The organism is Massilia agilis (genome assembly GCF_024756255.1).
In the GTDB taxonomy this organism is placed as follows: Bacteria; Pseudomonadota; Gammaproteobacteria; order Burkholderiales; family Burkholderiaceae_D; genus Telluria; species Telluria agilis.
On record NZ_JANUHB010000001.1, the window covers coordinates 101,122 to 124,925 of the forward strand.

At 66.6% G+C, this 23,804-nt stretch carries 20 protein-coding genes; 8 read left to right on the forward strand and 12 right to left on the reverse strand.

Annotation, left to right across the window (positions count from 1 at the left end; all coding sequences use genetic code 11):
• Positions 1 to 57: 57 nt before the first annotated feature.
• Both NX774_RS00430 and NX774_RS00435 read right to left on the reverse strand, forming a co-directional pair.
• Positions 58 to 1,350 carry an MFS transporter gene (locus NX774_RS00430; protein WP_258820183.1) on the reverse strand — a complete coding sequence of 431 codons (1,293 nt, stop codon included), beginning with the start codon at positions 1,348 to 1,350 and terminating at the stop codon, positions 58 to 60.
• A complete protein-coding gene (locus tag NX774_RS00435; RefSeq protein WP_258820184.1) occupies positions 1,347 to 1,670 on the reverse strand; it encodes a thioredoxin family protein in 324 nt (107 codons plus the stop codon). The genes NX774_RS00430 and NX774_RS00435 overlap by 4 nt, the downstream gene beginning before the upstream one ends.
• Before the next feature lie 255 nt (positions 1,671 to 1,925).
• On the opposite strand from NX774_RS00435, the gene NX774_RS00440 reads away from it, so the two are divergent.
• Both NX774_RS00440 and NX774_RS00445 read left to right on the forward strand, forming a co-directional pair.
• On the forward strand, positions 1,926 to 2,102 hold the full coding sequence (locus NX774_RS00440; protein ID WP_258820185.1) for a DUF3606 domain-containing protein: 177 nt from the start codon (positions 1,926 to 1,928) through the stop codon (positions 2,100 to 2,102).
• A gap of 99 nt (positions 2,103 to 2,201) precedes the next feature.
• Positions 2,202 to 3,311: a mechanosensitive ion channel family protein gene (locus tag NX774_RS00445; protein WP_258820186.1), complete on the forward strand. Its 1,110-nt coding sequence runs from the start codon at positions 2,202 to 2,204 to the stop codon at positions 3,309 to 3,311.
• A gap of 143 nt (positions 3,312 to 3,454) precedes the next feature.
• Here NX774_RS00445 and NX774_RS00450 read toward each other — a convergent pair whose 3' ends face one another.
• Positions 3,455 to 5,881 (reverse strand): penicillin-binding protein 1A, encoded by a 2,427-nt coding sequence (locus NX774_RS00450; RefSeq protein ID WP_258820187.1) that lies wholly within the window; start codon positions 5,879 to 5,881, stop codon positions 3,455 to 3,457.
• A gap of 153 nt (positions 5,882 to 6,034) precedes the next feature.
• Here NX774_RS00450 and NX774_RS00455 point away from each other — a divergent pair, with 153 nt between their 5' ends.
• Positions 6,035 to 6,526, forward strand: a complete 492-nt coding sequence (locus tag NX774_RS00455; RefSeq protein ID WP_258820188.1) for a MarR family winged helix-turn-helix transcriptional regulator — start codon at positions 6,035 to 6,037, stop codon at positions 6,524 to 6,526.
• A gap of 5 nt (positions 6,527 to 6,531) precedes the next feature.
• Here the strand turns inward: NX774_RS00455 and NX774_RS00460 are convergent, their stop codons facing one another.
• The 3 genes from NX774_RS00460 to NX774_RS00470 all read right to left on the reverse strand — a co-directional run bounded on the left by NX774_RS00460 (position 6,532) and on the right by NX774_RS00470 (position 10,441).
• Positions 6,532 to 7,659, reverse strand: coding sequence for a YbdK family carboxylate-amine ligase (locus NX774_RS00460; RefSeq protein ID WP_258820189.1), 1,128 nt, complete (start codon positions 7,657 to 7,659; stop codon positions 6,532 to 6,534).
• A 1-nt stretch (position 7,660) separates the two neighbouring features.
• On the reverse strand, positions 7,661 to 8,848 hold the full coding sequence (locus tag NX774_RS00465) for a cation:proton antiporter (RefSeq protein WP_258820190.1): 1,188 nt from the start codon (positions 8,846 to 8,848) through the stop codon (positions 7,661 to 7,663).
• A gap of 204 nt (positions 8,849 to 9,052) precedes the next feature.
• Positions 9,053 to 10,441, reverse strand: a complete 1,389-nt coding sequence (locus NX774_RS00470; protein ID WP_258820191.1) for a metallophosphoesterase family protein — start codon at positions 10,439 to 10,441, stop codon at positions 9,053 to 9,055.
• On the opposite strand from NX774_RS00470, the gene NX774_RS00475 reads away from it, so the two are divergent.
• Both NX774_RS00475 and NX774_RS00480 read left to right on the forward strand, forming a co-directional pair.
• Positions 10,440 to 10,628, forward strand: coding sequence for a hypothetical protein (locus NX774_RS00475; RefSeq protein WP_258820192.1), 189 nt, complete (start codon positions 10,440 to 10,442; stop codon positions 10,626 to 10,628). The two genes, NX774_RS00470 and NX774_RS00475, sit on opposite strands and share 2 nt — an antisense overlap.
• Entirely contained in the window at positions 10,625 to 13,009 is a 2,385-nt protein-coding gene (locus NX774_RS00480) for a TonB-dependent receptor plug domain-containing protein (protein WP_258820193.1), read from the forward strand. The genes NX774_RS00475 and NX774_RS00480 overlap by 4 nt, the downstream gene beginning before the upstream one ends.
• 79 nt (positions 13,010 to 13,088) lie before the next feature.
• Here NX774_RS00480 and sorB read toward each other — a convergent pair whose 3' ends face one another.
• Positions 13,089 to 13,439: a SorB family sulfite dehydrogenase c-type cytochrome subunit gene (sorB, locus tag NX774_RS00485; protein ID WP_258820194.1), complete on the reverse strand. Its 351-nt coding sequence runs from the start codon at positions 13,437 to 13,439 to the stop codon at positions 13,089 to 13,091.
• Between the two features lie 10 nt (positions 13,440 to 13,449).
• The gene (sorA, locus tag NX774_RS00490; RefSeq protein WP_258820195.1) at positions 13,450 to 14,691 is read right to left on the reverse strand and encodes a SorA family sulfite dehydrogenase catalytic subunit; all 1,242 of its coding nucleotides are present in this window, start codon (positions 14,689 to 14,691) and stop codon (positions 13,450 to 13,452) included.
• 265 nt (positions 14,692 to 14,956) lie between these two features.
• Here sorA and NX774_RS00495 point away from each other — a divergent pair, with 265 nt between their 5' ends.
• From NX774_RS00495 to NX774_RS00505, 3 genes are all read left to right on the forward strand, one after another.
• Positions 14,957 to 16,267 (forward strand): anaerobic sulfatase maturase, encoded by a 1,311-nt coding sequence (locus tag NX774_RS00495; RefSeq protein WP_258820196.1) that lies wholly within the window; start codon positions 14,957 to 14,959, stop codon positions 16,265 to 16,267.
• A 104-nt stretch (positions 16,268 to 16,371) separates the two neighbouring features.
• Positions 16,372 to 18,156, forward strand: a complete 1,785-nt coding sequence (locus NX774_RS00500; protein WP_258820197.1) for an arylsulfatase — start codon at positions 16,372 to 16,374, stop codon at positions 18,154 to 18,156.
• A gap of 43 nt (positions 18,157 to 18,199) precedes the next feature.
• On the forward strand, positions 18,200 to 19,195 hold the full coding sequence (locus tag NX774_RS00505; protein ID WP_258820198.1) for a transporter: 996 nt from the start codon (positions 18,200 to 18,202) through the stop codon (positions 19,193 to 19,195).
• A gap of 51 nt (positions 19,196 to 19,246) precedes the next feature.
• Here the strand turns inward: NX774_RS00505 and NX774_RS00510 are convergent, their stop codons facing one another.
• The 4 genes from NX774_RS00510 to NX774_RS00525 all read right to left on the reverse strand — a co-directional run bounded on the left by NX774_RS00510 (position 19,247) and on the right by NX774_RS00525 (position 23,753).
• On the reverse strand, positions 19,247 to 20,590 hold the full coding sequence (locus NX774_RS00510) for an alpha/beta hydrolase (RefSeq protein WP_258820199.1): 1,344 nt from the start codon (positions 20,588 to 20,590) through the stop codon (positions 19,247 to 19,249).
• Positions 20,591 to 20,724: 134 nt separating this feature from the next.
• Positions 20,725 to 21,681, reverse strand: a complete 957-nt coding sequence (locus NX774_RS00515; RefSeq protein ID WP_258820200.1) for a helix-turn-helix transcriptional regulator — start codon at positions 21,679 to 21,681, stop codon at positions 20,725 to 20,727.
• 196 nt (positions 21,682 to 21,877) lie between these two features.
• Positions 21,878 to 22,414, reverse strand: coding sequence for a response regulator transcription factor (locus tag NX774_RS00520; RefSeq protein ID WP_258820201.1), 537 nt, complete (start codon positions 22,412 to 22,414; stop codon positions 21,878 to 21,880).
• On the reverse strand, positions 22,404 to 23,753 hold the full coding sequence (locus tag NX774_RS00525; protein WP_258820202.1) for an ATP-binding protein: 1,350 nt from the start codon (positions 23,751 to 23,753) through the stop codon (positions 22,404 to 22,406). The genes NX774_RS00520 and NX774_RS00525 overlap by 11 nt, the downstream gene beginning before the upstream one ends.
• Positions 23,754 to 23,804 lie beyond the last annotated feature (51 nt).

The following is a 23,804-nucleotide window of genomic DNA, read 5'->3' on the forward strand; positions in this document are numbered from 1 at the left end:
GTGCTTCCAGCATAGGCCATCGCCCGCGCAAGCTCAAGCGTGCGCGGGTGGCGCTCGCTAGCGCAACGCGGCGCCCGCGGGGGTCTTCTCGGTCAGCAGCAGCGCGCCAAGGCTGAGCAAGGCGCTGGCGCTCAGGTAGTAGCCCACGTATTGCAGGCCATGGTTGGTGGCCAGCGTCATCGCGATATAGGGCGCCAGCGAGGCGCCAAGGATGCCGGCCAGGTTGAAGCTGAGCGACGAACCGGTGTAGCGCACCGATGCGGGAAACAGCTCGGACAACAAGGTGCCCAGCGGGCCATAGGTCAGGCCGGTCAGGGACAGGCCCAGCACCATGAACACCGTCACCAGCGTCAGGTGGCCGGAACCGAACAGCGGCTTGATGAACAGGCCGAACGCGGCGATCAGCACCGAGACCACGATCATCGCCATGCGCGCGCCGCGCCGGTCGGCCAGCACCGCCGACAGCGGGATCGTCAGCCCGAAGAACACCACCGCGAACAGCTGCAGCAACAGCAGCTCCTTGCGCGAGTAGTGCAACGCGCTGGTGCCCCAGCTCATGGTGAACACCGTCATGATGTAGAACACGACGAAGGTGGCCACCGCGAGGAAGGTGCCCAGCACGAGCGGACGGCGGTGTTCGCGGAACACCGTCAACGCCGGCACGCGCACGCGCTCGTTGCGGTCGAGCACGTCGCGGAAGGCCGGGGTCTCGGTCAGGGTCAGCCGCACGTACAGGCCCACCAGCACCAGGAGCGCGCTGGCCAGGAACGGGATACGCCAGCCATAAGCGAAGAATTCGCGGTCGGACAGCGTTTGCGACAGCAGCAGGAACACGCCGGACGACAGGAAGAAGCCGATCGGCGCACCCAGCTGCGGGAACATGCCGTACCACGCGCGCCGGCTCGGCGGCGCATTCTCGGTGGCCAGCAGCACTGCCCCGCCCCACTCGCCGCCCAGGCCCAGGCCCTGGCCGAAACGGCACAGGGCAAGCAGCACCGGCGCCCACATGCCGATGTCGGCATAGGTCGGCAGCAGGCCGATCACCACCGTCGAGATACCCATCGTGAGCAGCGCCGCTACCAGCGTGGCCTTGCGGCCGATGCGATCGCCAAAGTGGCCGAACAGGGCCGAGCCGAACGGCCGCGCCAGGAAGGCCAGCGCGAACGTGACCAACGACTGCATGGTCGCCGCCACGGCATCGCTGGCCGGGAAGAACAGCTTGGGGAACACCAGCACGGCCGCGTTGGCGTAGGTGTAGAAGTCGAAGAATTCGATGGTGGTGCCGGCCAGGCTGGCGAACAGCACCGTCGCCGGGCGGTTGACCGGGCGCGTTGCGGTGGCCGCCGTCATGCGCCGGCCGCCTTGGCGAGCGCGGCGCGTACCTCGTCGGCATCGGCCGGGCGCGTCACGCGCGCGACTTCCTGCCCGTTCTTGAGCACCACCACGGTCGGCCACAGCTTGATGCGAAACGAGCGTCCCAGCGGCCGGCCAGGTCCGTCCTCGACCTTGATGTGCTCGATGCCGGGGTGGTCGGCCAGCGCGCCCTCGATGAGCGGCTCGGCTGCGCGGCAGTAGCCGCACCAGTTGGTGCCGAAATCAAGGGCGATCGGCCCCGGCATTGCGTCGATGGCGCTGCGCTCGGGCTGGGCCGTTTCGTAAGGCTTGGTCATGCGGATTGGCTCCTGATAGTGCTGATATTGCAAGCGTACCTCAAAACACGCGTTTCGCGTAGGGTGGGCGGGTCTCCCGCCCACGCGTTCAAACGGAGCCAGCGCATCCGGGAGCGGTCATTCATGGAGTAGTTGAACGCGTGGGCGGACGAGCCGCCCACCCTACGACCAAGCGGCCTGAACGTTCGCCAGCGAACGGAAGGTGTACGCCCGCCATGGCATGCTGGGCCCATGCTCATCATTCAGGAGGACATCATGGCAGACGACCTGAACCAGCGCGGGCAGCAGGACCGTTCGCGCATCAACATGAACGAACCCTGGGAAGTGAAGTACTGGACCCGCGAACTCGGCGTCTCGCAGGAGGAACTGGCGCGTGCTGTCGCGCAGGCGGGCAACAGCGTGACCGCCGTGCGCGAACAGCTCAAGCGCTGACCCGCGCCGCCCCACCCCATCCGGTAATTCCCGCGACGCCGCCCCGCAGCGCCATGATGCGCTGCCGGCCGGCGTCGCCGTTTTTGAAAGGAGGCCGCCTTGGATATCCGCGGATTCGTCTCATCCCTCAACATCACCCTGCCCAACGCCCTGTTCGCGCTGGCGGCGGCAGTGGTCAGCTTCATCGCCATCCACACCGTGCTGCTGCTGTTCCGGCGCCGCGTTTGCAAACTGTCCGACGAACGCGCGCACCGGCCGGTGGCCGAGGTGCTGCGCCAGACGCTGGCGCGCACCAGCAACCTGGCGATCGTCGCCACCGCCCTGCTGATCGGCCTGTCGGTGCTCGACCTGCCGGCGCCGTGGGACCAGCGGGTGCGCCACCTGTGGTTCATCACCCTTGGCGCACAGCTCGCGCTATGGCTGCACCGCGCGGTTGCGGTCACGGCGCGGCGCTACTTCCGCCAGCATGGACGTGGCGCCGAGGACGACCAGGTCACGGTCGCGCACACGCTGATGATCTGGGTGCTGCAAACGAGCGTGTGGACCGTGTTCGCGCTGGCGATGCTGTCCAACCTGGGAATCAACGTGACGACCTTTGTCGCCAGCCTGGGCATCGGTGGCGTCGCGATCGCGCTCGCGGTGCAGAACATCCTGGGCGACCTGTTTGCCTCGCTCGCCATTGCGGTGGACAAGCCGTTCGAGGTGGGCGACTTTTTGGCGGTGAATGACTTTTCCGGCACCGTCGAGCACGTGGGGCTCAAGACCACGCGAATCCGCGCGCTGTCGGGGGAGCAGATCGTCATTTCGAATGCCGAGATCCTCAAGAACACGGTGCACAATTTCAAGCGCATGCAAACGCGCCACGTGCAGTTCAGCCTGCGCGCCTGTCCGACCACGCCGCCCGAGCTGGTGGCCAAGGTGCCGCCCGCGCTCAAGCACATCGTCGAGACGAAAGATAAGGTGAACTTCGAGCGTGCGCACGTCAAGTCGCTCGACCAGAACTTCATCGAGTTCGAGGTGGCCTACACGATGCTGACGGCGGACTACATCAAGTTCATGGATACCCAGCAGGCCATCATCCTCGCGGCGATGCAGATGTTCATCGACCAGGGTATCTCGACCTCGACGCCGCCGCAGACCATGCTGGTGCACGATCAGGCATCCAGCGGCGAAAAGCGCGGCGCGGGGAACGTGCGCAGCCTGCACTAAAGTGCCCGCGCCACCGTCGTCCCCGCGAAGGCGGGGACCCATGCCGGGCCCGGGTGGCCCGTAACCACTGCCCTGGCTGTTCAAACGTTCCATGGGTCCCCGCCTTCGCGGGGACGACGTGCCAAGAGAGCGGTTCCAGGGGCTTAGAGGTCCGAACCGGACTGCTGCCCCTGCGTCGGCGCGTTCTCCGGCGGCGGTGGCAGGGTCTGGGCCGGCGGCTCATCCTCTTCGGGCGGCGGCTGCGGTACCGGCGGCTGCGGCGGCGGCGCGCCGTCCTGCTGCAGGTCGCTCGGCTGCTCTTCCATGTCCGGCTCAGGCTCCTGGTTACGCTGCACCGGCGGTGGCGGACGCCCGCCCGGGAAGACCGCCCGCGCGTCCAGCTTGCCACTGTCGAGCGCCGTCTTGAAGAAGTCGCCCACCAGGAGCACGGCGTTGTGGCCGCCCTGCCCCCAGTAGCTGCTGCGCATCGCCACCCGCGTGTCGTTGAAGCCCACCCAGGCGCCTGCCACCAGGTTCGGATGCATCAGGATGAACCAGCCGTCGGCATTGTTCTGCGTGGTGCCGGTCTTGCCCGCCACGTCCGCATTGATGCCGAAGCGGTAGCGCACGGCCGTACCGGTGCCGCGATTGACCACCCCGCGCATCATGTCGATCAGCGTGACTGCCGACGCGCTGGACAACGCCGGCTCAGGCTTGCCGCTGTCGAATTGGGCGATCACCTTGCCATCGCGGTCGGAGATGCTCTTGATGAAGACCGGCCGGCGATAGCTGCCCTGCGCCGCGATGGTCGAGTAGGCGTTGACCATCTCCAGCAGCGTCACCGGGCTTGTGCCCAGCGCCAGCGAGGGCACCTGCGACAGCTTGCTCTCGCGGATGCCCATGTCGCGCGCCAGCTTGACGATCGGCGGCAGCCCGACGTCCTGCATCACCTGGGCGGTGATCGTATTCTTCGAGAACACAAGACCGTCGCGCAGCGTCATCTGGCGGCCGGTGGTGCCGCTCATGTCGGTCGGCCGCCAGATCGTGCCGTCCGCAGCCTTGATGTCCATCACCGCGTCCAGATACGGATGGTCGGGCGTGATGCCGCGTTCAAGTGCCGCGCCGTAGACGATCGGCTTGAACGTGGACCCCGGCTGGCGCGCCGCCTGCACCACGTGGTCGTACTGCTCGCGCTGGAAATCGCGGCTGCCGATCCAGGCCTTGATCTCGCCGGTGTTCGGATCCATGGCCACGAAGCCTGCCTCGAGCCGGGTCTTGGTTGCCTTCAGCTTGGCGATGAAATCACGGTCGGCCTTCAGGCGTTTGAATGCGGCCGCCGGCGCCTCGCCACCGTCGACGGCGCGGCGGTAGGCGCCGGACTCGCGCACGAACTGGTCCAGCAGGTCGGCGTGCGAGCGCCAGAAATAGTCGAACGGGGCCACGCTGCCGTGCAGGTCGGTGTACAGGCCGGTCGAGCTGCCGCCGGGCGGCTGGGCGCGCGCCCACTCGACGTCGGCCACCGCCTGCAGCGCCGCGGCCTGGCGCTCGACCGCGCGCTGCGCGGCCTGCTGCAGGTCGTAGTCGAGCGTGGTGCGCACCACCAGGCCGTCCAGGTTCAGGTTGTAGTCGTTCTCGTCGGCCCAATCGATCAGCCACTTGCGCACGTAGGCCGTGAAGTGGTTTTCCTTGGTATTGCGTTCGGCCGTCTGGCGCGCGAAGTGCACGCGCAGCGGACGCTTGAGCAGCTGCTTGTAGCGCGCTTCCGAGAACGCGCCCTGCTTGAGCATCTGGCCCAGCACCACGTTGCGGCGCTGGACCGAGCGCTCGGGATTGGTCACCGGGTTGTAGTAGTTGGTCCCCTTGAGCATGCCCACCAGCGTCGCGCTCTCGACGATGTCCAGCTGGGCGGCCGGCTTGCCGAAATAGGTGCGCGCCGCCATCTCGATGCCGAAGGTGTTGTACAGGAACGGCACCGTGTTCAGGTACATCTCAAGGATCTCGGGCTTGCTGTAGGTGTTCTCGATCTTGATCGCGGTGATGAGCTCCTTGAGCTTGCGATTCAGGCTGCGCGAGCGTCCGATCTCCTCGGGGAACATGTTGCGCGCCAGCTGCTGGGTGATGGTCGAGCCGCCCTGCGTGTCGCCGTGCAGGCTGGCCACCAGCGCCCCGCCGATGCGGGTGAAGTCCACCCCGTGGTGGTCGTAGAAGCGGTGGTCCTCGGTGGCGATCAGCGCGTTGATGACGTGCGGCGAAATCTGCGACAGCTTGACGCGCTCCTGCAGCCCCTGCTCGAAGCTGGCCAGTTCGCGCCCGTCGGCCGACAGCATCACCGTGGGGCGGGCCACGCGCGCCTGCTTGAGGTCCGAAATGCCCGGCGTGAGCGGGACCAGCAGCAGCATGTACAGCGTGCCGAGCACGATCAGCGCGAGCAGGCTCCACAGGGTGACCAGCGCGGCGCGCTGGAGCGGGGTGCGATTCTGGAGCTTGCCCTGCGCCAGCTGGTAGCCGTTGCGGGCCGAAACCTGGGCCGCGTCGAACAGCCGTTTTCCATGGCGTTTGAGCCGGCTGCCTGTGTTGTCGTCCTCGGCCACTTGTCTTTACCCTGTCTGCATCACTGATAAGAGCAGCAAGTATAGCCGAGGACGGCGCAACTGACGGTTGTTCACCTCACTTTGGGCCCCGGGCCATGGTGCACGGACGGCTGGAAAGCGGGGTGGCGCGACAATTTCCTATATCATTCGCCCATGACTGATTTCATCCAAAATCAGGACGACGCGCTGGCGCCGTCCACGCGCGTGCTGCGCCAGTTCCGTATCGTCTTCAATGCGGTCAAGACCCACTTCCGCCAGGTCGAGCGCGAGGCGGGCGTGGGCGGCGCCCAGCTGTGGGCGCTGGCCGTGATCGAGCGCCAGCCCGGCATTGGCGTCACCGACCTCGCGCGCGAGCTCGACATCCACCAGTCCACCGCCAGCAACCTGATCAAGGCGCTGGTCGAGCGCGGCCTGGTCGTGGGCGCGCGCGAGGGACTGGACCGCCGCAGCGTGGCGCTGCGCCTGCTGCCGGCAGGCGAGGCCGTGCTCAAGAGCGCGCCGATGCCGTTTGCCGGCGTGCTGCCCGATGCGCTCTCCGCGCTCGACCCCGAAACGCTGGCGCGGCTGGAACAGGACCTGGACAAGCTGATCGCCGCGCTCGCCGCCGACGAGGCCGGCGCCGCGGTGCCGCTCGCCCAGCTCTGACCCGGTCACGCCTCCCCTTCCCCGCGAAACCGCTGCAGCGCCGCGTCCACGATGCCCTCGGCGCTGCCGGCCTGGGCGAACGCGTCGCGCAAGAAGTAAGCGTCGCTGCCCGCATGCGCCTCATGGTAGATATGGTCCAGTGCCGCTTCGCTGCCCAGCGCCTGCGCATGCGGCTCAAGGTGCCGCAGCGTGGTCAGGATGTCCTCGCGCAGTGACATCTGCTCGTGCGTCTGCGGATGCACGATGGTCCCGTCCAGCCCGAAGCGGCACGCCTGGAAGCGGTTGTAGTTGTACACCAGGTAGTCGTCCTCGCGCGGCGCCGGCTCTTTGCGTTCGAGCAGGTGGCGGCACAGCGCCTGCAGGTAGCACGCCAGCGCCGCGGCCCGCTCCACCGTCAGCGGCGTGTCGCACACGCGCAGCTCGATGGTGCCGTACTCCGGCTTGGGGCGCAGGTCCCAGTAGAAGTCCTTCATGCTCTTGACGATGCCGGTGCTTTCCATGCGGGCGAAATAGTCGCGCTCGAAGTCTTCCCAGCGCAGCAGGAACGGCGCGCGGCCCGACAGTGGAAACGCGAACACCGAATTCAGGCGCGCCGAGTTGAACAACGTGTCATACCCCTGCAGGAACGGCGAGGACGCCGAGAGCGCGATGAAATGCGGGATGTAGCGGTTGAGCGAATGCAGCAGGAACAGCGCCTCGTCGCCCGAGCTGCAGCCAATGTGCACGTGCTGGCCGAACACCGTGAACTGCTTGGCGAGGTAGCCGTACAGCGCCGACACCTGCCGAAAGCGCGGCTTGGAAAAGATCTTCCGCTGCGACCACTGCTGGAACGGATGCGTGCCGCCGCCGCACACGCCCACGTTGAGCCGGTCGCCCGCCGCCAGAAGCCGGTCGCGGATCTCGCGCAGCTGGGCCAACAGGCCCGCGTGGCCGGTATGCACGCTGCTGTTAATCTCGATCATGCTCTCGGTGATCTCGGGCGTGACGTTGCCCGGGAACGGCGCGCGCCCGAGCAGCTCCAGCATGTCCGGCGAGGCGGCCACCAGGTCGAAGTCGGACAGGCTCACGAGCTGCAGTTCCAGCTCCACGCCCATGGTCAGCGAATCGGAAGTGGCGAATCGTTCAAGCGGCATGTCATTCCTCCCGCACGCTGCGTGCTTCGCGGGCCAGCAGCACGGCGCGCTGCGTGACCAGCGGCCCGGCCACCTCGAGCAGCAGCGCGATCGCAGCCAGCGGCGCCAGGCTGTGGAACAGGTCCACGCCAAGGCGGCGGGTCTGCTCCAGCAGCAAAATCGCAAACACCGCCATCGGCGTGAGCGCCAGTCCCGACAACGCGCCCTTGCGCGCGGTGATGCCGGACACGCGCGCAAACGCGGTGCAGACCGCGACCTTGATCAGGGCGCGCACCAACACCAGCAACAGGCCCAGCGCAAATCCGCGTGCCACCTGATCCCACGACAGCGTGGTGGCCACGAAGAAGAACAGCAGCACCGACAGCAAGTCGCCCAGCACACCGAAGTTGCGCTGCGCCGGCGAGAGCGCAATGCGGCGGTGGCGCGCGACGATGCCGAAAGTGAGTGCGGCCAGCACGGGCGAAAACACCAGCACATGGGTGATCACGACCAGCAGGAACACCGCTATCGCAAAGGCCAGCGTGGCGTCGCGCGCGGCGTTGTCGATCCGGCGCAGCCACAGCGGCACTGCCATGCCGAACAGCGCCCCAAGCAGCGCCGACGCGGCCAGCACGACCAGGCTGCTCCACGCCGCGTGCGCCAGGTCGCCGGATGTCTGGAACACGCCGATGCCGACGACCACCTTGAACGCGAACACGGCCAGTACGCAGTTCAGCGCGGACAGGTGCAGCGCGCGCTCGGTCACCTGGCCCGAGCTGGCCTGCTCGTTCAACACCCGCAGCAGCCCGGCGGGCGAGGTCGACATGGCCAGCGCGGCCAGCAGCCCGGCGGCCAGCGGCGGCGTACCGCAATAGGTCGCGACAAGGTACACGGCGGCGAAGGTGCACACGCTTTCGGCCAGCGAGGTGGCGAGTATCCACGGGTTGTTGCGCAGCCAGCGCAGGTTGATGCGGTAGCCAAGCTCGAACAGCATCAGGCCGAAGCCAAGATTGGCCAACAGCATGAAGGCTTGCGCCTCGGATGGCGGCAGGTAGCCGGCGGCCACGTTGCCGAACACGAAGCCGGCCAGGCCATAGACGGCGATGCGCGGCATGCCGGAAAAGCGGTACATCAGTTCACCCGCCATCCAGGCCAGGGTCAGTGCCAGAGGCCAGGCGAGGCGGGATGCAAGGGAGATCAGGTCGGTCATGCGGGCAAATCCGTAGAGCTGGCGGGATTGCTGGCCGATCGCGGAAAAAATGCCCCCGGCAGTGGCCGGGGGCGCAAGAGGTAAGCACAACAGCCCCTCATCGCTGATCGAGCGGGTCACCCGGAGAGGTAACGCCCCAACAGCGCTATACTGCCTGATCCGTAGCTTCGATGCAACTAGATTTGTACCAATGTAGGACTAGTCCTACTTGACCTGCGCCACCTCGCAGACCGACTTGCTGCCATTGACGGTGCAGCTGTTGCGCACGCGGCCGTCGCGGTCCCACACCTTGACCAGCCAGTCGCGCGCGCCGGTGCGTTCCATGGTCATGAAGCCGAAGCCGTCGATCCACGAACTCATGTGCGCCACCACTGCCCCCGGGGTCGGGGTCTGGCTCGGCGATACCGCGGCCGGCAGCGGCACCAGGTCTTCGGCGGTGCCGGAAAAGCCGCTCACGAACTGGGTCGGGTGGTCGCTCGCAAAGCTCACCTGCTCCCACAGGTGCACGTGGCCGGACAGGAGCATGTCAACGCTGGCCGGCAGGTAGCGCGGGGTGACGTCGCCAAACGCCTGCACCAGCCCGGCGTCGCCCCCGAACAGCCGCACTGCGCCCGATTTCTCGGTGGTCGCGCCGAACGCGTAGAGCGGATGGTGATCCACAGCGATGTTGTAGCTGGCATTGCGAGTCAGCGCTTCGGCCTTGCGCAGCGTGTCTGCGTAGATGGCGCGGCGCGGGTCGCCGTCCTTGAAACCTTTGTGGGAAGTGTTCGCCGTGTCGAGCACGAGCAGTTGCGCGCCGGCGCCAAGCGGCACCGCGTACGGGTCGCTGTAGTCGCCCAGCGCGTCGTCGCGCGGGTCGTCGCAGGCACGGTGCTGCAGCAAGGGGCGCGGATCGAGGTAGCGCCACCAGCCCTGCCCCGCCCGGTCACACGATTCGTGGTTGCCGCGCACCATGACCCAGGGCGCCGCGTGCAGCAGCGGGCGTGCGGGCTGGAAGAAGTCCGCATTCCATGCATCCCAACCGTAGCCATACGGGCTGCCTGCGCACCCCTTGTGGTCCGCCGGGCACGGGTCTTCGCGGTAGTGGAAGTCGCCCACGTGCACCACCAGGTCCGGACCGAACGCGGCGGCGACCGCCGCTATGCGGGCGAACGGGAACGCCTGTTCGTCGTTGCAGTCCTGGATCTCCTTGCCCTTGATGCGGCAGCCGGTGTCGCCGATCACCACGATGCGCTTTGCTTCGGCGCGCGGCAGCGGCAGGCTGCGGCCGGCCACCTGCACCTCCTGCACGCCGTGCGGCAGCGCGCGTTCGCAGGTGAGCACCGCGCTCGACGCCGATTGAGGCTTGCCCGACGGGCGCAGGGGAATCGCCTGCAGCGGCGCGCGCACGTCCATCGCTACCGCCTTGCCGTCCACCGCCATCGACGGGCAGGCCGGCTGGCTCGTGATCGCGCGCACCAGCGCAGCGCCCTGCTCGCCCAGCACCACGAATGCGGCCTCCGGTTGCGGCTCGACGTGGAAGGAGGCGCAGCCCGCGAGCAAGGACAGGGAAAGGAGCGTGAGCCCGCGCGAATGGGTCAAGGAAACGATCATGGCCACTAAGGAAACAAAAATGGCAATTTACCACAACGGTCCAGCCTCATCCTGGCTGGGGACCGGGCCTTATCGCGGAATCCGCATAAGCAAACAAGCAAACAATATTGGCGCGGCGAATGATGAGGCTGCTAATCTTCGCATCCCCCTCGCAATTGTCAGAAGAAGAAAGTATCTCGAAAGATGAGTAAGCACCACTCCGCACCGAGCCTGCTCGTGCTTGGCCTGATCGGCTCGCTCGGCCTGAACGCCAGCGCGCAAACCCAGCAACCCGCCGCCGACGACGGCGCGCAAATGCAGTCGGTGGTCGTCACCGGCACCTTCTCCAAGAACCGCCGTACGCTCGATTCGCAGTCGCCGGTCGACGTGATCGGCGCCAGGGAACTGCAGGCCACCGGCTCGACCGAGCTGGCCACCGTCCTCGGCCGCATCCTGCCGTCGGTGAACTTCCCGCGTCCGTCCGGCGCCGACGCCAGCGACGCAGTGCGCCCGGCGCAGCTGCGCGGCCTGTCGCCCGACCAGGTGCTGGTGCTGGTGAACGGCAAGCGCCGCCACGCCTCGTCGGTCATCAACGTCAACGGCACGCTGGGCCGCGGCTCGGCGCCGGTGGACCTGAACGCGATCCCGCTGGAGGCGATCGACCACATCGAAGTACTGCGCGACGGCGCGGCCGCGCAGTACGGCTCGGACGCGATCGCCGGCGTCATCAACATCATCCTGAAAAAAGGCGCCAAGGGCGGCGACGTCGAAGCCGGCTGGGGCCAGTACCAGCAGCACGACGGCAGGCAAGTGACGCTGCGCGGCTCGACCGGCTTCGAGCTGGGCGACCGCGGCTGGGTGCGCATTGCGCTGGAGGCGGCCGACAAGGACCCGACCAACCGCGCCGGGGCCGACTTCCGCAACCCGAAGGAGCCACGCTATGGCCAGGTGACCCAGCGCCTGGGCGACCCCGAGAGCCGTCCGCGCACGCTGTTCGTCAACAGCCAGGTGCGCGTCAACGACGACATCGAGTGGTACGGCTTTGCCAACTACGGCGAGCGCTACACCTCGGCCGCGGCCACCTGGCGCACGGCCTACGTCGGCACCGCGCTGCGCTCGCCGACGATCTATCCGGAAGGCTTCCTGCCGCTGGAAGACAGCACCTCGACCGACAAGTCGGTGGTGACCGGCCTGCGCGGCGAACTGGCCGGCTGGCGCTGGGACGCGAGCCTGAACTACGGCAGCAACGAGTTCTCGCTCGACCTGGACAACACGATCAACCAGAGCCTGGGCGCGGCCAGCCCGACCCACTTTTACGCCGGCCGCCTGAAGTTCGGCCAGACCCTGGCCAACCTGGACGTGGCGCGTGAGATCCCGGTGTCGTTCCTGCATGGCCCGCTGACCGTCGCACTCGGCCTAGAGGCACGTCACGAGAGCTACGAGATCGGCGCCGGCGAAGAGGCGTCGTACACCGGCGGCGGCTCGCAGGGCTTTTCGGGCTTCCGTGCCACGGACGCCGGCAAGAACGGCCGCAGCAACCAGTCCGCGTACCTGAACCTGGAAGCGGACGTGACCGACAAGCTGGCCGGCTCGGTGGCGGTGCGCCACGAGCACTACACCGACTTTGGCGACACCACCTCGGCCAAGGCATCGGCGCGCTACGCGGTCACGCCCGACTTTTCGGTGCGCGGCACCGCCTCGTCCGGTTTCCGCGCGCCGTCGCTGGCGCAGCAGTACTACACGATCACGACCACCAATTTCTTCGTCATCAATGGCGTGAACACGCCGATCGAGACCGGCACCTTCGCCGTCACCAACCCGGCCGCGCAGGTGCTCGGCGCGCAGCCGCTCAAGGCCGAGAAGGCACGCAACCTGAGCCTGGGCCTGCAGTACCAGCCGTCGAAGAACTTCAGCACCTCGGTGGACCTGTACCGCATCGACATCGACGACCGCATCCTGTTCTCGGCCAACCTGCCGCTGCCGGACGCGCTCAAGGCGCAGATGGCCTCGCGCGGCTATTACATCGGCGCGGCGCGCTACTTCACCAACGCGCTGGACACCCGCACCAAGGGCGTGGACGTGGTCAGCACGTACCGCCTGCCGCTGTCGCAGGGCGCGCGCGTGGACTTCACGCTCGGCTACAACTGGAACCAGAACGCGGTGCGCCACGTCGCCGACAACCCGGCGCTGCTCACCCAGAACAAGCTGTTGCTGGTGGACCGCCAGACCATCAACCGCGTGACGGTCGCTTCGCCCAAGGACAAGCTGAGCCTGTCCAGCGACTACACCCGCGGCACATGGAACGCGCGCGCGGTGGTGACGCGCTACGGCAGCTTTACCGTGCCGCAGAACGACGCCACGCTGGACCAGACCTACGACCCGCAATGGGTGCTGGACCTGTCGGGCAGCGTGAAGATCGACCGCAACTGGAGGCTCGCCGCCGGCATCGACAACGTGACCAACCGCTACCCGGCCGAGATCACTTCGAAGGCGAACCTGAACAACGGCGGCATTTCGCGCTACAGCGGGTTCGCGCCGAACGGGTTCAATGGGCGGTTCTACTACGTGAAGGCGGGGTACAGCTGGTAACGCATCCCGTATGGTGGGCACTTGTGCCCACGCGGATTTCACGCGCCGCGTGTCTTGCGCGTGGGCTCGGGAGCCCACCCTACGTTGAACCACCTTTTTTCGGCGCGGGCGCCGCCCCGCTGCGCTCGTTCCCGTAAGTCTTGACCAGGTAATCGACCATCGCCGGAATATCGGCGTCGTCGAACTGCGCCCCGAACGGTTTCTTCATCTTCTTCACCGTGGTTTCCCAGTACGCCCGGTTGGAACTGGGCGGCTGCGTGGCCGGGTATTCGGCCGCATGGCAGGTCATGCAGTTACGCTGGACCAGCTGGTAACCCGGCAGCTGGCTGGGCTTGTAAGCCGTCGCATCGGGCGGCAGCTGGATCTCGACCGCCACAGCCACACCGCACGCAAGCACCGCAAGCGCGGCACCGACAAGTTTGATGTTCATGGCGTCCTCCTCAGACAGCGGTCACGCGCGTGGTCTCGACCACGTTGCGCATGTAGCCCGGTGGATTCCACAGCGGCGCCATCGGCTGCGATTGCCCGATGCGGCTCACCGCCCTCACCTTCAGGTCGTGCGCGCCCTTGGGTAGCCGCACACTCGCGCTCCACGCACGGAACGAGTACTTGCCAAGGTCCTCGCCCAGGCGCGCCGTGCGCCAGGTGTTGCCGCCGTCGACGGACACGGCCACCTCGGCAATGCCCGAGCCGCCGTCGAACGCGATCCCCTTGAGCACCAGGTCCTGCCCGGCCTTCACCTTCGCGCCGTTGGCCACGCTGGTGATGAACGAGCGCACGTCGAAGCGGCCGATGGGGCGCGATTTCGCTACCGAGGTACCCGGCGGCACGCAGGCGCAGGCGTTGTCGGGAATGCGATAGGCCGATGCCATCCAGAACCCGTCGAAGATCTTGTCGAGCACCTGGATATCGTTGACGTGCTTGACCCAATAGGTGCCGTAATAGCCGGGCACGATCAGGCGTACCGGGTAGCCGTTCAGCACCGGCAGGTCGGCCCCGTTCATCAGGTAGGCCAGCATGACCTCGCCGTCCATGGCGTGGTCGACGTCGAGCGCCTTGACGAAGTCGGGACCGCCGGCAACCGGTGGCATGTCCATGCCGTTGAACGACACCTGCACCGAGCCCGCCTTCAGGCCCGCGCGCTCCAGAACTGTCTTGAGCGGCACCCCGGTCCAGCGCGCGTTGCCCATCGCCCCGTTGCCGAGCTGGCCGCCGTTCACGCGTGGCTGGAAGAAGCCGCGGCTGTTGCCGGAGCATTGGTTGACGGCGGTGAGCTCCATGCCACCCATTTGCCGGAGCTCCGCGAGCGACAGTTCGAGCGGCGTGTTCACGTTGCCGCCCACGTGCAGCCGGTACGTTCCGGGATCGATCGATGTGGGCACCCCGCTCCAGTGGTAACGGACGAAGAACGCGTCGTTGGGGGTGATGATGTTTTCGTTGAAGACGCCAAACGGCGTTTCGAGCTGCGGCGGCCGGCTGGTCAGCAGGATCAGCGGCCGCTTTTGCGGATAGGCCACCAGCTCACGTTCGCCGTTGTCAAAGCCAAGATTCACCGTCCTGGGGGGCGCGGCCAGCGCGTCCGCTGCAAGCCCGCCGAGCGACCAGGCCGCCCCCAGTGCCCCGGCCTGCCGTAATACCGCGCGCCGCTGCCGGCTGTGCGGATCGTCCTTCTCGCTACCCATGTCTGCCTCCCGAATCCGTTGTCGTTGTATTCCAGGCCAAACAGCGCGCCCCCCTCTTTCAGCGGGCAAGCACGCATACATGCTCGCACCAAACCGTGACAAGCACAACAGTCATGCGCGCCGCCGTGCGTGCTGCCAGTGCACACTTTGGGGCGCACGATCCGCTCCTTGTTTGACGTCGGCCAGACGTGTGTTGTGCCTGCGCCGCGCCGCGCCCCGGCCCTGCTATCGTGGCCGCATCCAACCCACGCGAGGTGCGCGCCCCATGCACACCAGGCCCGTCACGCTGTACCCTTTGCGGCAAGCCGCCGAGGCGCCGCAACCGGCGGTGCAACTGGCAGCACAGCCGCAGGGCATGCAGCACCGTTTTCATGCAATGGTCAAGCCGGTTGGCTCCTCGTGCAATCTGGACTGCACCTACTGCTACTACCTGCACAAGGAACAATTGCGCGAGCAGCCGCCGCAAGCGCGGATGACGGACGACATGCTCGAACAACATATACGGCAATATATCGAGGCGCAGACCGGCGAAGAGGTGGTGTTCAGCTGGCAGGGCGGCGAACCGACCGTGCTCGGCTTGGCGTTCTTCCACCGGGTGGTCGCCTTGCAGGCGCGCTACAGGAAGCCGGGGCAGCGCGTTTCCAACGACCTGCAGACCAATGGCACGTTGCTCGATGTGCAGTGGGCGCGCTTCCTCAAGCAGCACAACTTTCTGGTCGGGCTAAGCTGCGATGGCCCGCAACGCCTGCACGACCGTTACCGGTTGACGAAGGGCGGCACGCCAACGCACGACAAAGTAGTGGCCGCCGCGCGCCTGTTGCGCCAGCACGCCGTACCGTTCAACGCCTTGTGCGTGGTGAACCGCGAGAACGCCAGGCACCCGTTCGACGTCTACCGGTTCCTGACGCGCGAGCTCGGCGCACGCCGCCTTCAGTTCATCCCCTGCGTCGAGCCCAAGGCGTTTCGCACCGTCGCGCCGCAGCATTGGGAGCCCGGCCTGCTTCCGTTGGCCGGAACCGCGCAGGCAAGACCGGGCATGCCAGATTCGATCGTCACCGACTGGTCGGTGGACCCGGACGACTGGGGCCACTTCCTGTGCAAGGTCTGGGACGACTGGTACCGCCGGGATTACGGCAAGGTTCACGTGGATTTGTTCGAGACCGCGGTCGCGCAGTCAATGGGCTTGCCCGCGCAACGCTGCGTCACCGCGCAATTCTGCGGAAAGTCCATGGCTGTCGAGCACAACGGCGACGTATACCCTTGCGACCATTACGTGTACCCGGAATACCGTGTCGGCAACATCGGCCAGACCCATTGGGGCGACATGGCCTATTCGGCACGCCAGCAGCAATTCGGCTTCGCCAAGCGCGACACGCTGCCGGACTACTGCCGCCAGTGCCCTTCACTCACGCTGTGCTGGGGCGAATGCCCGAAGAACCGGCTGGTACGCGCGCCGTCCGGCGAACCGAACCTGAACTACCTTTGCGCCGGCCTGAAGGCATTTTTCTCGCACATCCAGCGCGACATGCCCAACATCGTGCGCCAGGTGGCAAGGCGTGCACGCCCGCCCGCCTGAGCCGCTCGGTTGCGACAGATGCGTGCGATCAAAGGGGCGCAATGATGACGGTGTACGCTGCGCACGTGAGCAAGCACCAGCAGGCAATCCATGGTGGAGGACCGATGAAGTTCACTGTCATGACCGTGCTCGCCGCCGCCGTGGGCGCGCTGCAGGCTGCGCCGGCGAGCGCGCAGGCGCCAGCAAAGCGACCGAACATCGTCATCATCCTGGGCGACGACATGGGGTTTTGCGACATGGGATCGTTCGGCAGCGAAATCCACACGCCGAATTTCGACGCGCTGGCCAATGACGGTGTGCGCTTCACGAACTTCTACACGCACGCCAGTTGCTCGCCCACCCGCGCGATGCTGCTCACCGGCGTGGACACCCACCTGAACGGCCTTGGCAACATGGACGAGTGGACCGCGCCTAACCAGCGCGGCGTGCCCGGCTACGAAGGCTACCTGAACAAACGCGTGGCCACGCTGCCGCAGTTGCTGAAGGCAGCGGGCTATCACACCTACATGGTCGGGAAATGGCACTTGGGTAAGGCGCCTGACCAGATCCCGGCGTCCCGCGGCTTCGAACGCGACTTCTCGCTGCTCGATGGCGCCGGCAGCTACTGGGACATGACGAACCTGAGCGGTGCCTCGCCAAAGTCGGTGTTCACCGAGGACGGCCGCTACCTGTCGCGCCTTCCCGACAATTACTACGCCACCAAGACCTATACCGACAAGCTGATCGGCTACATCGACGCGCACCGCGGTGACGGCAAACCCTTCTTCGCCTATGTCGCCCACCAGGCGCCACACGATCCCTATCACCTGCCGCAGGAATGGCGCACCCGGCATGTGGGCCAATACGATATTGGCTGGGATGCGGTGCGGCAGGCGCGACTGAAACGGGAAATCGAACTGGGTATCATGCCGCCAGGCACGCGACTAGCGGAGCGGATGTGGTTCCTGCCCGACCCGATCGTGCTCGCACCGGCGACCCGCGCCATTCTTGGCAAGAAGATGGAGCTGTATGCCGGGATGATGGAAAACATGGATTACCACGTGGGACGGCTCATCACGCACCTGAAGCAGATCGGCGAGTACGACAACACCATCTTCATCGTCTTCGGCGACAACGGCGCCGAAGGCACCGACCTGTTCCAGATGATCACCGGTAAGCCTGGCACCCGTGACTTCCTTTTCGCGGCCAGCAAATGGTCGCAGACCAGCCCGAACGCCTGGGGCGATCCGGGCTCGTACGTCGGCTACGGCGCGATGTGGGCGCAGGTATCGATGACCCCCTTCAGCCAATACAAGGGATGGCTCGCCGAAGGCGGCATCCGCAACGCGCTGATCGTGAGCGGTCCGGTGGTCAAGCGCGCCAAAGGAAGCATCAACCGCGGTCTCATGCACGTGGCCGACATCATGCCCACACTGCTCGAGGTCGCGGGCGCCGCCTACCCGCGAACGCAGGACGGGCGTACGCTGCCGCCGCTGATCGGCAAGTCGTGGCTACCGCTGCTGGCGGGCAAGGTGGAATCTCCCCGCAGCGAGGCCGATTACCTGGCCTGGGAGCTGTTCGGCAATCGCGCCGTCCGCCAGGGCGACTGGAAGCTGCGCTGGGAGTGGAAATCGTTTGGCAAAGGCGACTGGGAGTTATTCAACCTCGCAACGGACCCGGCCGAGCGCACCGATCTTGCGGCACAGCGCCCGGACAAGCTCAAGGCGTTGCTGTCCCTCTGGCAGGGCTACGTGCAAGCGAATAACGTCATCCTGCCCAACCGCTCGCCGTTCGAGGGATTGGCCGACACGCTGCCGGAGCGCTTCCGGGACGACCCGGGTTATCCGCCGCTGATCTACAAGCGCCAGTTTGTCCCACCAAAGGAGATGGTGGCCGAACCCAGGCCCTGATCGTCCTGCGGCCACGATCGGTCAACAAGAAGGGTGAGATCCCATGAAAAATGGCAGCAACATGGCGAGCCTGCCTGCGTGGTTGCGACTCGCCCTCATCATGATGGCCATGGCGCTTCTTCCGCTCCAGGCGCAGGGGCAGGTGCCCGCGCGCTTCTACTGGAAGTCCTTGGTTGGCGCCAACGGAACGCCCATCATCTTCAACTCACTGAGCGGCAACACGAACCCGTTCGATCCCTCCCATCAAGTTTTGCCCGGGGGAGCCGTCGATGCCACGCTGGCGATCGCCGGCTATGCACGCACCTTCGCGCTCGGTGAGCGCTCGGCCATGGCCGCGATCCTGGCGCCGATGGGGCGGGTGTCCGGCGAAGTGACGGTTGCCGGCAAGTCGTTTAACAAGGCGGCCAACGGATACGGCGACCCGCTGCTCGAGTTCGACGTCAACGTCATCGGGCCAACGGCGCAAAGGATCATTCCGGACATCCTGCGCTATGAACCTGGCTTCTCACTCGACTTGCTGGCCGACCTGGCGATTCCGCTGGGCCAGTACGACAGCAGCCAGCCACTCAATCTTGGGCAAAACCGATGGTATGGCCGCCTGGGCGCACCGATGGTCGTACAGTTCGGGCCTTGGGTGCCGGGCCGGCGCACGACCCTCGAGCTCCTGCCCGCAGTCTGGTTCTTTGGCAAAAACACCGATTTTGTCGGGCAAACGCTGAAAACGGACCCGCTGTTCCAGCTGGACGCGCATTTGACGCGCGACCTGACCGAATCGTTCTGGGGCGCCCTCGACGCCACTTATTACGAAGGTGGCAAATCACGCATCAACGGCGTCGGCGGGAAGAAACTCAATAACTTCGGCTTCGGGCTGACCTTCGGGTACCAGATCAACGAAAACCTGAACCTGACGGTGGGCTACAAGTCGACGCTGGCCCAGGCAGCCAGCGCCGACCCGCGCATCGACACCTTCATGATGACACTCGTGTTCGGCTGGCATCCGCTGCTCGAAGGCGCGCGCCGGCTCAAGGAAGCGCAGTAGGCCTGCCCGATCCGGCGTCGCCAGCGCCATGGCGGCGCCCGGCCCTGCCCGTCAGAACCCGGTGAACGTGGCGGTCTCCCAGGTCGTTTCCGCATTCGGATACACGGCAACTCCCGCATTGCCCAAGGCGCTGGCCGCGCTGCCGGCAGTGACATTCCCCTTGATGAAGGCATCGATCAGGCGCACCGTCTCCAGAGGATGCGCCACCGGAAAGCCGTGGTCGAAGCCCTGGTTGGGGTTGATCATCACGGCGGTGACGTCGGCGCCGGCGCGCTTGAGGTCGTATTTCGAGGTGGCCGTGTAGTTGTCGTAGATGACCTGGTCGCCGCGCCAGGTCGCAAAGTCGGTAGTGGCCTTCACCAGCAGCGCGCGCTTCCCGGTCAACAGCGACGCCAGCCGGCCGTCGCCCGGGATCGTCACCAGGCTGCCGTCGGCATTGGGCGTACCCTTGACCACGTCGGTCGGCGAGACGTTGAACTTGTGCGAGTAGTACAGCGATTCCGGCATGTACTGGATGTTGAAGCCGTCCATCAGCGAATTGACGTAGCTCGGCGCCGCGCGGAAGGCCGGGTCGGTCACCGCTGCCGCCGTGAAGGCCTTGCTGATGTCGTACTTCAGGACGTCGTTATAGACCACCGCGTCCCACGTCGCCTGCACGTTCGCGTAGGTGCGCTGGTCCCCTTGCCAGGAGCGCTGCTGGAACTCGGTGCCGGCCAGGCCCGCGGCGTCGTTCGTCACGGTCACCCAGTCGCCGTTGGCCCATGCATGGCCCGCCGCGTCGGTTCCCGCCTGGCCGGCATTGAAGCTGACGCGAATGCCGCGCGTGCCGATGCCAGCCAGGCTGACCACGTTGCCGTAGCGCGCCGGGTTGGCGATCACCATCTCCAGCGCGACGCCAAAACCCATCGAGTAGCCGACCAGGGTCACGCCGGAAGTCGGAAAGCCGGTGATCTTGTTCATCACCTTCTCGAAATCGAGCGCAAAGTCCTTCAGCGACGTGATCTTCTTGTTGTAGCTGGACCTGCCGCTGCCCCGGTAATCGAAGGCATACACGGTATAGGCGTCGTTGAGCGCGTCGACGGAACGGAAATAGCCGAGCATGCCGTCGAAGGCGACGCCGGAGGTGTTATTACCGGGGATGAGGACGATGGTCTTCGGTCCGTGCCCGACCTTGCGGACATAGATGCTTTCCTTCGGATCGCCCGCAGCCACGCCGTCAACGATGATCGCGCCCTCGCCAATGGTGGCGATAGCGTCGGCATTGGCCCCTGCCGGCCCGGTTGCGCCGGCGGGCCCCGCCGGCCCTTGCGCCCCCTGGTCGCCGGCGCCGCAGCCCGCAAGGCCGATGGCAAGTGTCAGGAAAAGCAGTGGAATGAGGCGTCGCGCCTGCGTCATGATGGTCTCCGTTCGTTTTATGGTTATCTGCGCCCCCAAGCGGATGAAGGCGGAGATAACAGTAAAGCGGCGGAGGGAAAACCGGAATCATGCAAATGCACTATGCGCGGCCGCATGCGGGCCGGGTGCCGGCGTCAGTTGCCGGGGGCTTGGGAGAGCGCGGCGGCCAGCATCGCCTTGTCGTTGATTTCCAGCTTGCGGTACACGCTGGCAAGCTGGGCGCGCACAGTGTTGGGCGAGATGCCGAGCAGCGCCGCGATCGTCTTGTAATCCTGGCCTGCAGCAAAGCAGCGGGCCACCTGCGCCTCGCGCGGGCTGAGCCTGGACTCCGCGCCCAGGCGAGCGGCCTGGCACAACGTGTAGTCGCCCTTGCGCGTGAAATACACCTCGATCTCGCGCCCCACGTAGGGGCCGGGGCCGCGCATCGCCTCGCACAGGGCCGGCGGCAGAAAGGCAGGCGTGGCGTTGCGCCACTCGCGCCGCAGCATCTCGACGAACAGCGGATTGGCCGCTTCGATCGCGCCGTTGGGGCCGGCCAGCGCCGCCGCGCGCGGTGCGCCTGACAGCGCATGCAGGTCGAGCGCGCGGGTCCGGTTCAGGTCCAGCGCGCACAGCAGGTGCGACCATGCGGCCGACAGCCGTGCCGACTCGTGCGGCCCAAAGCCGGTCCGGGTGCCGCGGTACAGGACGATCCAGCGCAGGTGGCTTGGCACGGCCGCCGGTTCGCCGAGCAGCAGCAGGTGGCGGATGTCGTGGCGGCGCACGAAGCGCTTGACTTGCGCATCGTGCGCGCTGTAGTCGGCCTGCGTGTCCACGTTCGCCACCACGCCCGGCGCCTGCAGGAAGCGCCGTGTGGTGGGATCGGCGGCAGAGACGGCGGCATACTCGCCAACGATCGCCGCGTCGCGGTTGTAGATGGCGCAGCTGCCGATCGTCAGCCGGTCCGCGCCGGTTTCGCCGAAGCCGAATACGGCGCCGTCGAAATCGATCCACTCGCGCAGCTGCTCGAGCGCGCAGTCCGCGAACTGCTCGACCGGCGTGGTCGAGGCGATGCGGTAAAGGCGGGACAGCTCGGCGACAAATGGCTCCATACGCGTGGCGGCCGGATCGGTGACTGGGATGGGCGTATTGTAGCGCGTAAATACCGAACCGCCGCCGCGCCCTGCCGGCTCGCGCTAACGCCTGGTCGTAGGGTGGGCACTTGTGCCCACGCGCCATGTACGTGATGCGTGCATACGGCGTGGGCTCGAGAGCCCACCCTACGGATTCAAGCGTTCGCCGCCAACTCTACTTGACCCGCTGCTTTTCCAGCTTGCGCGCCAGCGTACGCCGGTGCATGCCCAGGCGCCGCGCGGTCTCCGAGATGTTGAAGTCGGTCTCGGCCAGCACCGCGTGAATGCGCTCCCACTCCAGCGTCTTGATCGAGGTGGAGCGGTTGGTCACCTCGACCTCGGCACTGCCGGCGACGTGGCCGAAGGCGGCCTCGATGTCGTCGGTGTTGGACGGCTTGGCCAGGTACTGCACCGCGCCCAGCTTGATCGCCTCCACCGCCGTGCCGATACTGGCAAAGCCGGTCAGCACCACGATCAGCATGTCCGGATCGTGCTGGTGCAGCATCTGCACGCACGTCAGCCCGGACGTGTTCCCCTTGAGCTTGAGGTCCACCACCGCGTAGCCCGGCGAATGCGCGGCCAGCAGCTCGGCCGCCTCGTCGTGGCCGGATGCGACGATCACCTTGTACTCGCGGCGCTCGAACGAGCGCGCGAGCGTCCGGGCGAACGCCTCGTCGTCTTCGATGATCAGGAGCAGGCGTTCACTGGACATCGGCGCGCTCCTGTTCCAGGGCGATGGCCGACAGCGGCAAGGTCAGCCTGACCTCGGCGCCGCCTTCCGGCCGGTTCGAGGCCGACACCGAACCACCCAGCGTGCGCGCCACGTTCACCACGAGGAACAGGCCCAGTCCGCCGCCGGGCCGGCCCTTGCTCGATTGGTAGGGCTTGCCGAAGTGGGCCAGCATCGCCGGCGCAAAGCCGGGCCCGGCATCGCTGACCGCGAGCTTGAGCACGCCCTCTTCCACGCAAGCGTCCAGTCCCACCCATTCGGGCGAGGCCTCCAGCGCGTTGTCCAGCACGTTGTCGATCATCTGCTTGAGCGCCGAGTCGAACACCACGCGCACGTCGTCCGCGATGCGGTTGTCGTAGGTGAATCCATGCACCGGCCGGCTCGCCTTCCAGTCGTCCACCAGCTGGTCGAGGAAGGTACGGATCGTGGTGCGCGCCGCCGACTCGCCGCGCGTCTCGCCGGCCGCCAGCAGCACGCTGCTGACGATGCTCTTGCAGCGCTTGAGCTGGGTCTGCATCTCGCCGATCTCTTCGAGCAGCTCCGGATTCTTTTTAAACTCGGGCATGCGCTTCCAGTCGCCCAGGATGACCGACAGCGTGGCAAGCGGCGTGCCCAGCTCGTGGGCCGCGCCCGATGCCAGCAGGCCCATGCGCACGATGTGGTCTTCCTCGGCCGCGCGCTGGCGCAGGTCCGCCAGCTGGGCCGCCTTGGTGCGCAGGGTATTGCTGATGCGCGAAACGAAGATCACCAGCAGCGCGGCATTGAGCGCAAAGCACACCAGCAGGCCCTGCACGTACAGGCTGCCGATGCCGCGCGCATGGTCGAACGGCAGCGCCAGGGGCCGCGCAAACACGGCCAGGCCCGCCAGGCAAGCGAGCGTGATGCCGACGATGGTCCAGGTGGACCACGCCTCCAGCAGCACGGCCGAGATGATCACCTGCAGCAGGTACAGGAAGGCAAACGGGTTGGTGGTGCCGCCCGACAGGTACAACTGCAGCGTGAACATGCCCACGTCCACCAGCAGCGCGAGGAACAGCTCGCGGTTGGTGACCGGCCGGCGCTCGTGCCAGCGCAGGTGGCTGGCGATGTTGAACGCGATCAGGCAGGCCAGCACCTGCAGCATTTGCACCAGCGGCAGCTTGACGTGGAAGACGAGGATGGCACCGGCTATGGTCGTGACCTGGCCGACCACCGCGATCCAGCGCAGCTCGATCAGCTGCAGCATGTTGGTGTGGCCTGCCGCGTATTCGACGTTGGCGGCAAGTGCCGACGGCTCTGCGGCCGCGATTGGCTTTTCTAAAACGGGTGTCTCTTTCCGCATCATCCTTAACCTGGCAATCGCCCGTCGGTGCGCGGATTGCTGTCCGCCCGA

Coding starts and splice junctions, on each gene's coding strand:
- NX774_RS00430 (WP_258820183.1), bottom strand. CDS start 1,350: ATGACGGCGGCCACCGCAACGCGCCCGGTCAACCGCCCGGCGACGGTG.
- NX774_RS00435 (WP_258820184.1), bottom strand. CDS start 1,670: ATGACCAAGCCTTACGAAACGGCCCAGCCCGAGCGCAGCGCCATCGAC.
- NX774_RS00440 (WP_258820185.1), top strand. CDS start 1,926: ATGGCAGACGACCTGAACCAGCGCGGGCAGCAGGACCGTTCGCGCATC.
- NX774_RS00455 (WP_258820188.1), top strand. CDS start 6,035: ATGACTGATTTCATCCAAAATCAGGACGACGCGCTGGCGCCGTCCACG.
- NX774_RS00460 (WP_258820189.1), bottom strand. CDS start 7,659: ATGCCGCTTGAACGATTCGCCACTTCCGATTCGCTGACCATGGGCGTG.
- NX774_RS00465 (WP_258820190.1), bottom strand. CDS start 8,848: ATGACCGACCTGATCTCCCTTGCATCCCGCCTCGCCTGGCCTCTGGCA.
- NX774_RS00475 (WP_258820192.1), top strand. CDS start 10,440: ATGGCCACTAAGGAAACAAAAATGGCAATTTACCACAACGGTCCAGCC.
- NX774_RS00470 (WP_258820191.1), bottom strand. CDS start 10,441: ATGATCGTTTCCTTGACCCATTCGCGCGGGCTCACGCTCCTTTCCCTG.
- NX774_RS00480 (WP_258820193.1), top strand. CDS start 10,625: ATGAGTAAGCACCACTCCGCACCGAGCCTGCTCGTGCTTGGCCTGATC.
- sorB (WP_258820194.1), bottom strand. CDS start 13,439: ATGAACATCAAACTTGTCGGTGCCGCGCTTGCGGTGCTTGCGTGCGGT.
- sorA (WP_258820195.1), bottom strand. CDS start 14,691: ATGGGTAGCGAGAAGGACGATCCGCACAGCCGGCAGCGGCGCGCGGTA.
- NX774_RS00495 (WP_258820196.1), top strand. CDS start 14,957: ATGCACACCAGGCCCGTCACGCTGTACCCTTTGCGGCAAGCCGCCGAG.
- NX774_RS00500 (WP_258820197.1), top strand. CDS start 16,372: ATGAAGTTCACTGTCATGACCGTGCTCGCCGCCGCCGTGGGCGCGCTG.
- NX774_RS00505 (WP_258820198.1), top strand. CDS start 18,200: ATGAAAAATGGCAGCAACATGGCGAGCCTGCCTGCGTGGTTGCGACTC.
- NX774_RS00510 (WP_258820199.1), bottom strand. CDS start 20,590: ATGACGCAGGCGCGACGCCTCATTCCACTGCTTTTCCTGACACTTGCC.
- NX774_RS00515 (WP_258820200.1), bottom strand. CDS start 21,681: ATGGAGCCATTTGTCGCCGAGCTGTCCCGCCTTTACCGCATCGCCTCG.
- NX774_RS00520 (WP_258820201.1), bottom strand. CDS start 22,414: ATGTCCAGTGAACGCCTGCTCCTGATCATCGAAGACGACGAGGCGTTC.
- NX774_RS00525 (WP_258820202.1), bottom strand. CDS start 23,753: ATGCGGAAAGAGACACCCGTTTTAGAAAAGCCAATCGCGGCCGCAGAG.